15 protein-coding genes and 1 other RNA gene are annotated in these 12444 nt (G+C 60.2%); 5 read left to right on the top strand and 11 right to left on the bottom strand.

The genetic code is table 11. From position 1 onward, the window contains the following. Positions 1 to 4: 4 nt before the first annotated feature. The gene (locus tag C1J05_RS10995) at positions 5 to 1249 is read left to right on the top strand and encodes a hypothetical protein (protein WP_114870288.1); all 1245 of its coding nucleotides are present in this window, start codon (positions 5 to 7) and stop codon (positions 1247 to 1249) included. Beyond that, positions 1246 to 2598, top strand: coding sequence for a cytochrome P450 (locus tag C1J05_RS10990; RefSeq protein WP_114870287.1), 1353 nt, complete (start codon positions 1246 to 1248; stop codon positions 2596 to 2598). Before C1J05_RS10995 ends, C1J05_RS10990 begins: the two co-directional genes overlap by 4 nt. Before the next feature lie 42 nt (positions 2599 to 2640). On the opposite strand, the gene C1J05_RS10985 is transcribed toward C1J05_RS10990, so the two are convergent. From C1J05_RS10985 to fumC, 3 genes are read right to left on the bottom strand one after another with little or no spacing between them, the layout of a single operon-like run. Then, positions 2641 to 2859: a ribbon-helix-helix domain-containing protein gene (locus C1J05_RS10985; protein WP_114870286.1), complete on the bottom strand. Its 219-nt coding sequence runs from the start codon at positions 2857 to 2859 to the stop codon at positions 2641 to 2643. After that, positions 2856 to 3032 carry a DUF4169 family protein gene (locus C1J05_RS10980; protein WP_114870285.1) on the bottom strand — a complete coding sequence of 59 codons (177 nt, stop codon included), beginning with the start codon at positions 3030 to 3032 and terminating at the stop codon, positions 2856 to 2858. The genes C1J05_RS10985 and C1J05_RS10980 overlap by 4 nt, the downstream gene beginning before the upstream one ends. After that, positions 3029 to 4420 (bottom strand): class II fumarate hydratase, encoded by a 1392-nt coding sequence (fumC, locus tag C1J05_RS10975; protein WP_114872274.1) that lies wholly within the window; start codon positions 4418 to 4420, stop codon positions 3029 to 3031. The genes C1J05_RS10980 and fumC overlap by 4 nt, the downstream gene beginning before the upstream one ends. 190 nt (positions 4421 to 4610) lie before the next feature. Between fumC and C1J05_RS10970 the strand changes: the two genes are divergently transcribed. After that, the gene (locus C1J05_RS10970; protein ID WP_254684583.1) at positions 4611 to 5183 is read left to right on the top strand and encodes a hypothetical protein; all 573 of its coding nucleotides are present in this window, start codon (positions 4611 to 4613) and stop codon (positions 5181 to 5183) included. A gap of 32 nt (positions 5184 to 5215) precedes the next feature. On the opposite strand, the gene C1J05_RS10965 is transcribed toward C1J05_RS10970, so the two are convergent. The 5 genes from C1J05_RS10965 to C1J05_RS10945 form a co-directional block, all read right to left on the bottom strand. Then, the gene (locus C1J05_RS10965; protein WP_114870284.1) at positions 5216 to 5698 is read right to left on the bottom strand and encodes an SspB family protein; all 483 of its coding nucleotides are present in this window, start codon (positions 5696 to 5698) and stop codon (positions 5216 to 5218) included. Positions 5699 to 5777: 79 nt separating this feature from the next. Then, positions 5778 to 7037, bottom strand: a complete 1260-nt coding sequence (chrA, locus tag C1J05_RS10960) for a chromate efflux transporter (protein WP_114870283.1) — start codon at positions 7035 to 7037, stop codon at positions 5778 to 5780. Beyond that, positions 7034 to 7849: a chromate resistance protein ChrB domain-containing protein gene (locus C1J05_RS10955; RefSeq protein WP_114872272.1), complete on the bottom strand. Its 816-nt coding sequence runs from the start codon at positions 7847 to 7849 to the stop codon at positions 7034 to 7036. Before C1J05_RS10955 ends, chrA begins: the two co-directional genes overlap by 4 nt. A gap of 119 nt (positions 7850 to 7968) precedes the next feature. Further along, positions 7969 to 8544: a hypothetical protein gene (locus tag C1J05_RS10950; RefSeq protein WP_114870282.1), complete on the bottom strand. Its 576-nt coding sequence runs from the start codon at positions 8542 to 8544 to the stop codon at positions 7969 to 7971. A 39-nt stretch (positions 8545 to 8583) separates the two neighbouring features. Continuing rightward, entirely contained in the window at positions 8584 to 8799 is a 216-nt protein-coding gene (locus tag C1J05_RS10945; protein ID WP_114870281.1) for a glycosyltransferase, read from the bottom strand. 211 nt (positions 8800 to 9010) lie between these two features. Between C1J05_RS10945 and C1J05_RS10940 the strand changes: the two genes are divergently transcribed. Continuing rightward, complete coding sequence (locus C1J05_RS10940) at positions 9011 to 9763, top strand: VPLPA-CTERM sorting domain-containing protein (protein ID WP_114870280.1); 753 nt, start codon at positions 9011 to 9013, stop codon at positions 9761 to 9763. A gap of 282 nt (positions 9764 to 10045) precedes the next feature. Here C1J05_RS10940 and ssrA read toward each other — a convergent pair. From ssrA to C1J05_RS10925, 3 genes are all read right to left on the bottom strand, one after another. After that, positions 10046 to 10393: a transfer-messenger RNA gene (gene ssrA, locus C1J05_RS10935) on the bottom strand. 44 nt (positions 10394 to 10437) lie between these two features. Then, positions 10438 to 10788, bottom strand: coding sequence for a DUF4345 family protein (locus C1J05_RS10930; RefSeq protein ID WP_114870279.1), 351 nt, complete (start codon positions 10786 to 10788; stop codon positions 10438 to 10440). 39 nt (positions 10789 to 10827) lie between these two features. Continuing rightward, positions 10828 to 11571, bottom strand: a complete 744-nt coding sequence (locus C1J05_RS10925) for a FadR/GntR family transcriptional regulator (RefSeq protein ID WP_114870278.1) — start codon at positions 11569 to 11571, stop codon at positions 10828 to 10830. A 142-nt stretch (positions 11572 to 11713) separates the two neighbouring features. On the opposite strand from C1J05_RS10925, the gene C1J05_RS10920 reads away from it, so the two are divergent. After that, on the top strand, positions 11714 to 12433 hold the full coding sequence (locus C1J05_RS10920) for a DUF2182 domain-containing protein (RefSeq protein WP_433990468.1): 720 nt from the start codon (positions 11714 to 11716) through the stop codon (positions 12431 to 12433). Positions 12434 to 12444: the final 11 nt, after the last annotated feature.

Genomic DNA, 12444 nt, shown 5'->3' with positions numbered 1-12444 from the left:
CAGGATGGACAGGACCCCACCCAATCAGGTGCGCAAAAGGCGGGTTTTCTATATTCCCGGTTATGATCCCTTTCACCCGCGCCGCTATCGTGAACTGTATCGGCGCGAAGGCGCGGATCAGGCGAAGATATCCGGATACAGCCTTGATCTGAAACCGAAAACAGTAGGTGATACCTTTGGCTGGCACGTTGCGGGCGATATGGACGGCGCGCAGGTGTCGGCGGAATTCGATGTACTTCTGTGGTCCGATATCGTGCGCGCCAGCATGGCTGGCACCATTCCGGGAACCTATGCGCAACTGGTGCGCACCGCGTGGACCTATTTCAGCACCGGTGCGTTGTGGCGGCTGATGCGGTTGCGCAAAGGGCCGGTGATCGCGGCGCTTTATCCGGTGGGCATGTTGCTGGGGCAACTGGCGCTGGCGGTCGCGCTGGCCGCGCTGGTGCGGGCCGGTCTGGCGCGTGGGATTGATGCGGTAATGCCGTCGGCCGGAGTGGCCGGTAACGCACTGGCGCTGGTGGCGGGGCTGGGTGCAGCCGTGGCGGCGCTGCGCTGGTTCAAGGCCAAAGACAACAAGCTGTTCGCCTATTACCTGATGCATGATTACGCCTATTCAGCGCAATCGCGCGGTGCCTATCCTCCCGAACTGGAACAGCGCATGGCGCAATTCGGCGATGCGATTGCCGCCGCTTTGGATACCGATGTGGACGAGGTTCTGGTCGTGGGTCATTCTTCGGGGGCGCATCTGGCCGTGTCGATCCTGTCGGATCTGATCCGCGCAGGGCGGGTGCCGCCAAAGGGGCCGCATCTGGCGTTTCTGTCGCTGGGGCAGGTGGTGCCGATGGTGTCGTTCTTGCCCCGGGCGCACCGGTTGCGCGCCGATTTACAGTTTCTGTCAACGCGGAATGAACTGGTGTGGGTCGATGTTTCGGCGCCGGGGGACGGGTGCGCCTTTGCGCTGTGCGATCCGGTGGCGGTGTCGGGGGTCGCGACGAAAGGCAAACGCTGGCCTCTGGTATTTTCAGCGGCCTTTACCCAAAGCCTGAGTGCCGCGCGCTGGAAAGAGTTGCGCTGGCGGTTTTTCCGGCTGCATTTCCAGTATCTGTGCGCGTTCGATCGGCCAAGGGACTATGATTACTTCCGGATCACCGCAGGGCCGGTGACGTTGAAAGACCGCTATGCGGGGCGGCCCGCATCCCGTTCGCGGATCGAAACGCCGGTGTCCAAATACGCATCGGTCGCCGCATGACGACACCGCCCAAACCGCCCGCGCGCGCCGACAAGGTATCGCTGTGGCGCTATGCGCGCCTGTTTCGTGCCGATATACTGTCGGCCCAGCCGGCGCGGCTTTACCGCGCCAAGATGGCCGAATTCCGCACGCCGTTTTTCCGCAGTTTCCTGCTGAACCAGCCGGATCTGATCCAGACGGTGTTGAAAGAGCGCCCCGATGACTTCCCCAAATCGGACCGGATCGGCGAAGGCTTGCGCCCGCTTTTGGGCCAATCGGTGTTCCTGACAAACGGCGAGGTCTGGAAACGCCAGCGCCGTATCATTGATCCTGCCTTTGAAGGCGGGCGCCTGAAAGACACGTTTCCCGCGATCTGGGAGGCCGCGCAGGCGGCGGTGGGGCGGCTTGCGGCGCAGGGTGATGGCATCGTGGAGGTTGAGGCCGAAACCAGCCACGCGGCGGCGGATGTGATTTTTCGCACGCTGTTTTCCATTCCCATCGAACACCGGATCGCGGCGCAGGTTTTTGACCAGTTCAAAACCTATCAGCGCAGCCAGCCGATCCTTAATCTGGCGGCTTTTGTGCCGGTGCCGCGCTGGATGCCGCGCTTCTTCCGGCGGCGCACCAAACGCACCGCCGCCGCCATCCGCAGCCTGATCACCCAGTTGACGCAAGAGCGGATGCGCGCGATCCGCGATGGCAGCGCCCCTGATGATCTGGCCACCAAGATCATGACAACACCCGATCCGGAAACCGGCGCGTGCTTTGAAACGCAGGAGATGGTGGACCAGGTCGCGATCTTTTTTCTGGCCGGGCATGAAACCAGCGCGTCGGCCCTGTCCTGGGCGCTTTATCTGCTGGCGCTTTACCCCGACTGGCAGGATCGTGTCGCCGCCGAGGCTGAGGTGCTGGAAAAGTGCGATTTTGCACTGCTGTCCGGGTTGCGGATCAGCCGCGATGTGTTTCGCGAAACCTTGCGGCTTTACCCGCCGGTGCCGATGATGGTGCGCGAGGCCACACAGCAAGAGCGGTTTCGCGACCGTGATGTGCCAAAAGGCGCGCAACTGGTGATCAGCCCGTGGCATCTGCACCGCCACACAGAATTATGGGACGCGCCGGACGAATTTGACCCGTCGCGCTGGCAGACCGAAAATGGCAAATCCTGCCAGCGTACGGCCTATATCCCGTTTTCCGCCGGGCCGCGCGTGTGTACTGGGGCGGGTTTTGCCATGGTCGAAGGGGTGGTTTTGCTGTCCACCCTTGTGCGGCATTTCCGGTTCGAAGTGGTAAACGGGCGCGATCCGGTGCCGGTGGCGCATCTGACGGTACGGTCCATGGACGGGATATGGCTGCGGATCAGCCGGCGTTAGGGGCGCAGGTCTGGTAGGGTCCGCCAGAGTGCCACCCATCAGCTAGCGGTTGGTTAGTGCCTTTAACACGAACACACGGATTGCCGAAGCAAGGCCGATTTCGGTGCCGCGTTCTTCATCAATGCTGGCGGCCAGCGCGTTGATCGGCATGTTTCGTTCCTGCGCGATCTGCACAAAGGCAGTCCAGAACTCATCTTCCAGCGACACGCTGGTGCGGTGCCCGCGCAAGGTGAGAGAGCGTTTTTTTGGCCGCGCGCTCATGTCTCGCGCTTGTGGGCGTCAAGTTGGCTGACCGCGCGATCTGCCTTCGCGCGGTTCAGGTCACGCTGGGTTTTGGTCAACCCGTGCTTTGCGGCGTTTTCATCCGCCGCCTGTTTGCGCGCCGTCTTGGCGCGGGCCTTGCGGGCCTTGTTCAGGTTGACCGGCGTGGTCATTTCGGCCCGATCATGTTTTCGGGGCGCACCACGCGTTCGAATGTTTCGGCATCGACAAAGCCCAGTGCAATCGCTTCTTCCTTGAGGGTGGTGCCGTTCTTGTGCGCCGTCTTGGCCACCTTGGTGGCGTTGTCATAGCCGATTTCCGGGGCCAGCGCCGTGACCAGCATCAGGGATTCGCGCATCAGTTTTTCGATGCGCACCGGATCGGCCTGCAAGCCGACCACCAGATTGTCGGTGAACGCGCTGGCCGCGTCGCCGATCAGCTGCATGGATTGCAACACGTTATAGGCCATCATCGGCTTATAGACGTTCAGTTCGAAATGCCCCTGCGATCCGGCAAAGCCGACGGCGGCATCGTTGCCCATGACATGGGCACAGACCTGTGTCAGGGCCTCGCACTGGGTGGGGTTCACCTTGCCCGGCATGATTGAGCTGCCGGGTTCGTTTTCGGGCAGGATCAGTTCGCCCAGACCGCAGCGCGGGCCAGACCCCAGCAGGCGGATATCATTGGCGATCTTGAACAGCGACGCGGCCACGGTTTTCAGCGCGCCCGAAATTTCCACCATTGCATCATGGGCCGCCAGTGCCTCGAATTTGTTGGGGGCAGTGATAAAGGGAAGCCCGGTGATGTCGGCCATGTTCGCGGCGACGGTGGTATCCCAGCCTTTGGCGGTGTTCAGACCGGTGCCCACGGCGGTGCCGCCCTGCGCCAGTTCGTAAATCCGCCCCAGCGCATCCTTGATCCGCTGGATGCCCATCGCGACCTGATGGGTATAGCCGGAAAATTCCTGGCTGAGGGTCAGCGGGGTGGCATCCTGTGTATGGGTACGCCCGATTTTGATGATGCCGTCAAATTCGCGCACCTTGGCCTGAAGCGCGGCATGCAGTTTTTCCAGACCGGGCAGGGTGACATCGCGGGCCGTCATGGCGGTTGAAATGTGCATTGCGGTTGGGAACGTATCGTTCGAGGATTGCCCCATGTTGCAGTGATCATTGGGGTGAACCGGGTCTTTCGATCCGATCACGCCACCCAGAAGCTCGATGGCACGGTTGGCGATCACTTCGTTGGCGTTCATGTTGGATTGGGTGCCCGACCCGGTTTGCCAGACGACCAGCGGGAAATTATCGTCAAATTTGCCCTCTACCACCTCGCCAGCGGCCTGAATGATCGCGTTGCCCAGCGTCGCGTCCAGCTTGCCCGAGGCGACATTGGCCTGCGCACAGGCCTTTTTGATCACCCCAAGGGCGCGCACGATGGCGATGGGCTGTTTTTCCCAGCCGATCGGGAAATTGATGATCGAACGCTGCGTCTGCGCCCCCCAATATTTGTCAGCGGGGACTTCCAGTGGGCCAAAGCTGTCGGTTTCTGTGCGGGTCTGGGCCATCATATTCTCCAATTCCAGTGTTGGGTGCGGTTTACCCATACGGATGGATCAAGGCAATCGCGCAGATATGGGCCAATTGGCGCAGGGCGGGCACAGCACCCTTGCCTTGATGGTGATCTGGCCCCACATATAGAGGTGTAAGCTGTAAATGCGTATCCCGCGTGTAAATGTCGCCACGAAAAGGAAGACCATGATGATTTCCGTTTTTGGATCAGAACGTTTCCGGTTGATTGGCATTTTGGGGCTGGTCATGGCGTTGGCGTTGGCGATGGCCGCCCAGATGGCGTTTGCCAATCAGATTGACCGGTTTGCCGGCACCTATACCGGTTCGGTTTCGTTCGAGTCGGGTGGCAAGACGATCCAGCGGGATCTGAATGTAAAGATCGCGCCGACAAAGGCGGGGTTTACCGTCGACTGGACGACCGGCACCTATCGCGCTGACGGGACGCTTAAGGCGAAATCCTATTCGGTCGAGTTTCAGCCAAGCGAACGGGACGGCGTCTATGGCGCGGCGATGAAAAACAATGTGTTTGGCAAGGCCGTGCCTTTGGACCCGATGAAGGGAGAACCCTATGTCTGGGGCCGGATCGAGGATGATACGCTGACCGTGTTTTCCCTCTATGTCTATGACGATGGAGAATACGAGATCCAGCAATTCGACCGCACCCTTGTCGAAGGCGGGCTGGAACTGAAATTCAAAAGCATGCGGGATGGCCACGTTCACCGGGAACTGGGCGCCTATCTGGAACGCGTCGAAGGCTAGATGACCGGGTGACTGTAAGTCTCGCGACCCTGTCAGGGTTTGCGAAAACTGTCGAGTGACACCACGTCCGCGTCCTTGTCCTTGACGGGTTTGTCGCCTTTCTCGGATTGCGCCAGTTCCAGCGTCGCAGGCGCCAGAACATCGCTGTTGGCGCTGTCGTCGTCGTGGTTTTCAAAGCGCAGGCCGAATTCCACCGACGGATCGACAAATGTCTTGATCGCGTCATAGGGAATATAAAGCGGTTCCGGTGCGTCACCGAAATTCAGGGTGATCGAAAACCCTTCGTCCGTCACCTCAAGGTTGTCATACCAGTGCTGCATGACAACGGTCATTTCGCCGGGATACCGGTCGGCCAGCCAATCGGCCAGTTCGACATCAGGGTGGCCGGTGTCAAAGGTGATAAAGAAATGGTGTTCGCCCGGCAGCCCGTTCTCGGCCACGTCCTGCAATACATTCTGGATAAGCCCGCGCATGGCGCGGTGCATCAGGTTTCCGTAATCAATAGAACGGGTCATGGCTTACCCTCTGAATGGTGTTGAAACCAGCATAGGGGATTCGATCCGAAACAAAAGACCACTTGATCAATTGCGCCGGTCAGATCACCGAAATGAAGCCGGCGCAGGCAGCCGTGATTGCCAGCGTCACAGGCAGGCCCCGATCAAGGCGCAAGAGCAGCAGTGCAGCCAGCCCCATCAGAGCCAGTGCCACAGGCTGGAGCGTGGCAAGATCGGGCACCGGCAGTGACAGCGGGCCTATTGCGGTCTGATTTACGTCGGCAAATGCAACATGCAGGGCAAACCACAGCGACAGATTAAGGATCACACCCACCACCGCCGCGGTGATGGCCGTCAGGGCAGCGCCCAGACGCGGGCGTGTCGCGATCTGATCCAGCAGAGGGCCGGCCAGAAAAATCCATAGAAAACAGGGTATGAACGTCACCCAAAGCGCCAGTGCGCCCGCTGCAAACGCCATCCCCCATCCGCCCTGATAAAAACCGGCCAGAAGGGCCACGAACTCGGTCACCAGAATAAGCGGTCCGGGGGTGGTTTCGGCCAGCCCCAGCGCGTCGATCATCTGGGCTGTGGTGATCCAGCCGTAATCGGCCACCACGGTTTGTGTCATATAGGCCAGAACGGCATAGGCCCCGCCAAATGTCACCACGGCAAGTTTTGCAAAGAACAGGCCAAGCTGCGTCAGAAAGCTGTGACCGGTCAGCGCAAGAACGGCCAGAGGTGACAGCCACAAACTGCCCCAGATCGCGATTGTGCGCACCAGGCCCTGTCGCGTCGTGGCCGCAGGCAAAGGCGGAGCCTGCACAGGTGTTGCACGGGCCGTGGCGTATCCCCAAAGTGCGGCACAGGCAATGATCAGCGGGAACGGCAGACCAAAGGCAAAGATCGCGATAAAGGAAAGCGCCGCGATCATCCACGCCGCCCGCGAGGTCAGCGCCTTGCGCGCCACCTTGAGCAGCGCCTGCAAGACGATTATGATCACCGTTGCCTTGATGCCGATGAACAGCGCCTGCACCAGCGGCAATTGCCCATAGGTTGCATACCCCAGTGCCAGCGCCGCAATGATCAGCGCACCGGGCAGTACGAACAATCCACCCGCAATCAACCCGCCGCGCACACCATGCAGCCGCCAGCCGGCATAGGTGGCCAGTTGCATCGCCTCGGGGCCGGGCAGCAACATGCACAGGGACAGCGCCCGCAGGAATGTCGGTTCATCCAGCCAGTTGCGATCTTCCACCAGTTCCTTGTGCATCAGGGCGATCTGGGCGGCGGGGCCGCCAAAAGACAACAGCCCGATCCGGGCGGCAACGCGGGTGAGTTCGGACAGATCGGGGGCGTTCATGAATTGCGATCCGCGGGCCAGTCATGGCCTTCGTCCGCGCCATCGCGCGCCCAGCGATAGAGCGCATCATAAAGCGGCATTCCTGCCTCAAACTGGGTCGTATCATCGCGGTATTGCCGTGACAGGCCGACCGAAAACGCCAGCAACCCCGCGGCTTCGGGGGCCAGATCGTGGGCGTTGGTATCCGCGCCGCGTATCACGGTTGAGAGACGATCCAGCGCGGGCGTGCGCAGACCGAATTCGTCCAGCATTGTATCAAAGGTGCATAGCGGGCCACGATGGGACCAGAAAACATCTTCGACATCAAAGGGCGTTGCGCCATAGCGCTCGGCCACACCGTCGACTTCGGACGGGGCCACGAACAGGAACCGCGCGGTTCTGTCGACGAAACGGCGGATCAGCCACGGGCAGGCGATCCGGTCGATCTTGGGGCGGTGGCGGGTCACCCACAGCGTGGATTGGTCTGCTGAAACAGTAATGGCGGCAACCGGAATACGCGGCGCGTTCTTCAGGTCGCGCCAGCCGAAATTGCCGCCTTGCAGGTATTCGGCGGCCACGCCCGCGCTGCGCAGCCATGCGACCATACCCTGACTAAGCTTGTGGCCCTTCTGGCAGACAATCACGCAGGCGCGCCCGTTCAGGCGGGCGATCAGGCCGGGAATGTCGGTATGGGGATGGCGGATGGCACCTGGGATCAGAAACGGGTCGGCGGCAAAATCGGGATCGATCGAAACATCGACGATCACGGGCGCATCGGGTGTTCCGATCAGGCGCAGAAGTTGGGGCGGGGTGATTTCATTGGGGGCAGCCATGGCATGCATCCTTTTTGTGCGGAAACATGCGAACCTGCGGCTTGCGCCTCACGGGGCGTTCGCAGTTGAACCCCATGCGCCATGATGGCCGGATCAAAGGGCGCAGGTCAAGGGGCAGGTCAGCCTTTGTTTTTCATCACCCAGCAGGCTGCACCGTGATCATAGCGGATCAGGCGCGGTGCGTTTTTCCTTGGTTGCCTGTACTTGGTGCGCAACCGGTGGACCAGCGCACCTGCGCGTTCAATAAACGTCGGGCGGCGGCGCAGGGTGCGCAATTCCTTGCGATAGGCGCCGCGAACCTGCTGCGACAACTGACCCTGTTCGATTGAAAACGCCCCGAGATGGCTGTTGACCACGTAGAGATCGTGATTTTCGGCAAAGGTTTTCCAGATAAAGTAATCGCCCGCCAGCTTCAGTGGGCGCAAGGCATCCAGATCTATTTCCTGCGTCAGGGAGGCCCGCCAGAACGTGCTTTCCTGTTGCAGGGCGGGCAGGCGGGTGCCGTACATGCCGCAGGCGATGTAGCGCCGTTGAAACGGATGCGGCAGGAAGGAATCGGTGATCACGCCGTCTGCATTGCGCGTGACGGACCGCCCTGTCAGCCAGTTGATATCGGGAAACCGGCCCAGCACGTCGGACACGACTGCAAAAGCGTTTTCATCAAAGACTTCACCCGCCGGCAAATAGCTGGTCACGTCGCCCTTTGTGCGCGCCAGACCCTTGGCCAGCGCATCTTACATGCCCTTGTCGGGTTCCGAGATCACGGTGATCCGGTCGTCCTGAAAGCCAGCCACATGATCCAGCGTGTCATCGCTCGAGGCGCCATCGACGACGATGCAATCGAAACTGTCGCGCCCATCCAGAACCGAGGTTTGCGCCAGAAGCCCTGACAGGGTTTTTCCGATTTTCGATCCGGCGTTGAAAACCGGAATGACAATTGAAAAATGCATGGCGCTGCCCGGAATTTTGTTTGTATGCGCATGGTTTACAGATGAAATCTGCGGAACGGAACGGACAAATGCAGGCTCGGCAAGGCTTTGCCCGCCGCCGCTGTGGCCCTTTGGATCGTTTTCGGAAACAGAATGTTCCTGATCCTTGGCTTGTCAGGTTGATGCAGGTTCCTTTTTTCTGCCACAATTGGTTTATTAGCGAGTGTGTATCATGACTTTTCTTAAAACGGTTTCGGCCGCTACGATTGTGCTGGTCAGCACTGCAAGCGCCCAAGCTTCTTCCATTACAGTTTCGATCTTTGATGCTGCGTCTTACAACGCAGGCTTCGGTCTGGCCTCCAATGTGGGCGAGGATTTCGAGCAATTGGGCAGTACGCTGGGTGAAGGTGAAGTGGCCAACGGATTTGGCACTGCCGTCGGGACGTTCTCGACACTGGGTGGCACTGGTGGCGGTGGTACCGTGACAGGGTTGCCGGGCAACACAGGGAAAACTTTGGCCCTGCGCGATAGCAACGTTTTCGGGCGTGAAAACACCGTTCCGACAGGTGGTTCGTGGTTTCTGGATTCAAACGACACCTGGGGCATGTCCTGGGATGTGTCCATCGGATCCAGATTCGATGCGATATCCTTTATCCTGAACGATGCCAGCGATGTGGGCGCGTTTTTGCGGATCAGTGCAGGCGGCATGGTGGAAGAGTTGCGCACAGGCAGTAAACTGCCGGACGGGAACGCCAAGCTGGTTGTTATCGATTTCGGACAGCAGATGTCGTCGGCCAATATCGTTCTGGGCAATTTTTCATCCCTTGGCGGAAACCAGTACAGCCTGAATGACGGGTTTTCCGTTGACGGTATTCAAGTATCGGCCGTGCCACTGCCGGCTTCGGTTCTGATGCTGGGTGCCGCGATCGGTGGTCTGGGATTTGCCGGCCGGCGCAAGGCCCGAAAAGGGGCCGCTGCGGCATAATTCGACCTATTTGCTTATGTATTCACGTGAAAAGCGCCCCGGACCTCGGGGCGCTTTTCTTTCGTGTGGGTCTCTTGTGACGGTCAGGTTCAGCGACCGCCACATCCCTGTTCGGGCGGCGAGGACGCAGCAGTCGCCGCGACCGGAGCCGAGAGAATGAGGGTGAGAGTGACTATGAAATGTTTCATTGAATAGAGTTTAGGCTCACTTTGAAACGGGACAAGCAAGCCAATTTCACGTTTCTGTGAGTGTTCGGGGCCGCCGGCGAAAAAATATGTTGAAAGTGCAGGCTTCTGTTGCCAGGTGCCTGCGAACCCCGCCTTACGCTGCTAGGCGCAAGGGCTTAAGTTTCGGTTTGGTTACTGCTTACGCAGCAACGGCTACCGGAGCACGATTGTCATTTGCAATTGTACTTTTCGGGCCGATACGGTGGCACCCCGCCGAAACAAAGCTAACCCCTTTAGACGTTCGTCGATCCTATTTCGACCCCATGACCGCCAAATGAACGGGTTTTTGGTGGAGTCGCCGGGTACCGCCCCCGGGTCCGATCCGCGTATTACGAGCGCGTTTATGTTCATAGTCCCGAAGGACAGTTTTTATATAAGACAACCCGTGTTGCGTTTCAATTGCTTGTGCAGCGCGACAAGTATTTTTGAAAAGATGAAGATGCGGTGTCAGAGATTGGCCGCGATGAGCCACAGCGCCAGTGCGGCTTCGATCCCGCCGAACAGCAGGGTCTTGCGCAGCGGCGGGCTGTCCAGCAGCAGGGACAGGCCGCGCCCGAGCGCCGCGCCGGCAAAACAAAACCCCACCATGGCATAGGCCAGCGGCGTTGCGATCCACAGGGCGGCCGCACCCGCCACGACGAAAAGCCCGCCGACCGAAGCACGCATTTCCGACAGCCCCATGGTGGATGTGGTGGGCGCCAGATCTAGCGCAGCGGCAGTAAAGCGCGGCGCAAGAAAGCCGAAAAGCCCAAAGCCGATGGTCAGAAGCGCGGCCACGATGTTGAGAGTATCTGTCATGAGATGCAGGTAGCGCTGCGTGCTGCGCGCGGCAAGGGCCTAGCTTTCGCGTGCGCCCGCGCTTTTACGTGCGGCAAAGACGCTTTGGGCCAGGGCCTGGGTCTCGGCCTCGAGCGCGGACAGCGCGGCGCTGGTTTCATCGCCGTCCTGTGTTTCCAGCGCATCGGCGATGCGGGTGTGCAGCGCCACGATGCGCGCGCGGTCGCGGGCGGTAAAGGTGATCATGTTCATCAGGGGCTGCATCGCTTCGACAGCGCCCGCCAGTTGATAGCTGAGCACGGGATTGCCTGCGCCATCGACCAGCGCGCGGTGAAACGCCACATCAGAGGCGCAGAACGCCTCGTCCGTCAGGCCAGGCTGGGACTGGCGGTGGATTTCGGCGCGCATCGTGGCCAGATGATCGGCGCTGCGGCGCGTGGCCGAAAGCGGGGCGCAGGCGCGTTCCAGTGCGTAACGCGCTTCGCACGCGGTTTCAAAGCTGACCGCGTTCATGCTGAGCAGCAATGTGGATGTGGTGATTTGCTGGTTGTAGGCGTCTTCAAAGCTGATCCGGTTGACAAAGGCGCCGCCGGAGGCACCGCGCTGGGTGCGGATCAGGGATTGGGCCGCCAGACGTTTCAGGGCCTCGCGCACGGTGGGGCGCGACACCTGGAACTGTTCGACCAGTTCGGCCTCGGACGGGAGGCGGGCATCAACGATCAGCGCGCCGGACATAATCGCGTCGCGAATGGCGGTGGCGATCTGGGCCGACAGGTCTGCGGGGTTGTCTGGATCAATTTTCATTTGTCAGACAATTAAATGTCTGACATTAAAAAGGCAAGTCCTTGAGTCGGCGAACATGCGGGAGAATTCGGTGAGCCTGACACCTGTACGCAATATTTTGTGGATCGGATTTTTTGCGGCCATTCTGGCGGCATGGTGGGTCATGTATTCCATGAGCGCCGATATGGATCTGGATCTGCTGGGGCGCCCGGGACCGATGGGGCAGGCGATGCAGGGCATGGATCCGCGTATGGACATGTACATGCCGATGGCCACTTTCGGCCCGCTGTTCTGGATGTGGGCGATCATGATGGCGGCGATGATGCTGCCGACGCTGGTGCCGACCCTGCGCAGCTACGAGGATCTGATGACCAGCGCCACAGGCACCCGGGCCGGATGGCTGGGCGTGTTGCTGGGCTATTTCGTGGTCTGGGTCGGGTTTGCGGCGCTGATTGCGCTGGTGCAACTGGCGCTGCTGTTTTCCGGCGCGATCGACATGCTGGGCATCGCCACATCGCACTGGTTTGCCGGTGGATTGCTGATCGCGGTCGGGGCGTTCCAGTTCACCCGCGCCAAAGAGGTATGCCACGGCGTTTGCCACAGCCCGATGATGTATTTTCTGGGCCACTGGCGGACCGGATTTGGCGGCGGCATGCGTATGGGGCTGGGATTGGGCGCGTTCTGCGTGGGCTGTTGCTGGGGCTTCATGGTGCTTGGCTTTGTCGGCGGGGTGATGAGCCTGTTGTGGATGGGGTTGGCGACGCTGTTCATGGTGATCGAAAAACTGCCCCAGATCGGGCATTATGTGACGAAACCGATGGGATTTGCGTTGATCGCGGGCGGATGCGCCGTGATGGCGGCCCCGTACACGACACTGATTTAAAGGGAGAGAGA

Source organism: Sulfitobacter sp. JL08 (assembly GCF_003352045.1).
In the GTDB taxonomy this organism is placed as follows: domain Bacteria; phylum Pseudomonadota; class Alphaproteobacteria; order Rhodobacterales; family Rhodobacteraceae; genus JL08.
This window is presented reverse-complemented; position numbering and strand designations above follow the sequence as displayed.

Coding starts and splice junctions, on each gene's coding strand:
- C1J05_RS10995 (WP_114870288.1), top strand. CDS start 5: ATGGACAGGACCCCACCCAATCAGGTGCGCAAAAGGCGGGTTTTCTAT.
- C1J05_RS10990 (WP_114870287.1), top strand. CDS start 1,246: ATGACGACACCGCCCAAACCGCCCGCGCGCGCCGACAAGGTATCGCTG.
- C1J05_RS10985 (WP_114870286.1), bottom strand. CDS start 2,859: ATGAGCGCGCGGCCAAAAAAACGCTCTCTCACCTTGCGCGGGCACCGC.
- C1J05_RS10980 (WP_114870285.1), bottom strand. CDS start 3,032: ATGACCACGCCGGTCAACCTGAACAAGGCCCGCAAGGCCCGCGCCAAG.
- fumC (WP_114872274.1), bottom strand. CDS start 4,420: ATGGCCCAGACCCGCACAGAAACCGACAGCTTTGGCCCACTGGAAGTC.
- C1J05_RS10970 (WP_254684583.1), top strand. CDS start 4,611: ATGATGATTTCCGTTTTTGGATCAGAACGTTTCCGGTTGATTGGCATT.
- C1J05_RS10965 (WP_114870284.1), bottom strand. CDS start 5,698: ATGACCCGTTCTATTGATTACGGAAACCTGATGCACCGCGCCATGCGC.
- chrA (WP_114870283.1), bottom strand. CDS start 7,037: ATGAACGCCCCCGATCTGTCCGAACTCACCCGCGTTGCCGCCCGGATC.
- C1J05_RS10955 (WP_114872272.1), bottom strand. CDS start 7,849: ATGGCTGCCCCCAATGAAATCACCCCGCCCCAACTTCTGCGCCTGATC.
- C1J05_RS10945 (WP_114870281.1), bottom strand. CDS start 8,799: ATGCATTTTTCAATTGTCATTCCGGTTTTCAACGCCGGATCGAAAATC.
- C1J05_RS10940 (WP_114870280.1), top strand. CDS start 9,011: ATGACTTTTCTTAAAACGGTTTCGGCCGCTACGATTGTGCTGGTCAGC.
- C1J05_RS10930 (WP_114870279.1), bottom strand. CDS start 10,788: ATGACAGATACTCTCAACATCGTGGCCGCGCTTCTGACCATCGGCTTT.
- C1J05_RS10925 (WP_114870278.1), bottom strand. CDS start 11,571: ATGAAAATTGATCCAGACAACCCCGCAGACCTGTCGGCCCAGATCGCC.
- C1J05_RS10920 (WP_433990468.1), top strand. CDS start 11,714: ATGTATTCCATGAGCGCCGATATGGATCTGGATCTGCTGGGGCGCCCG.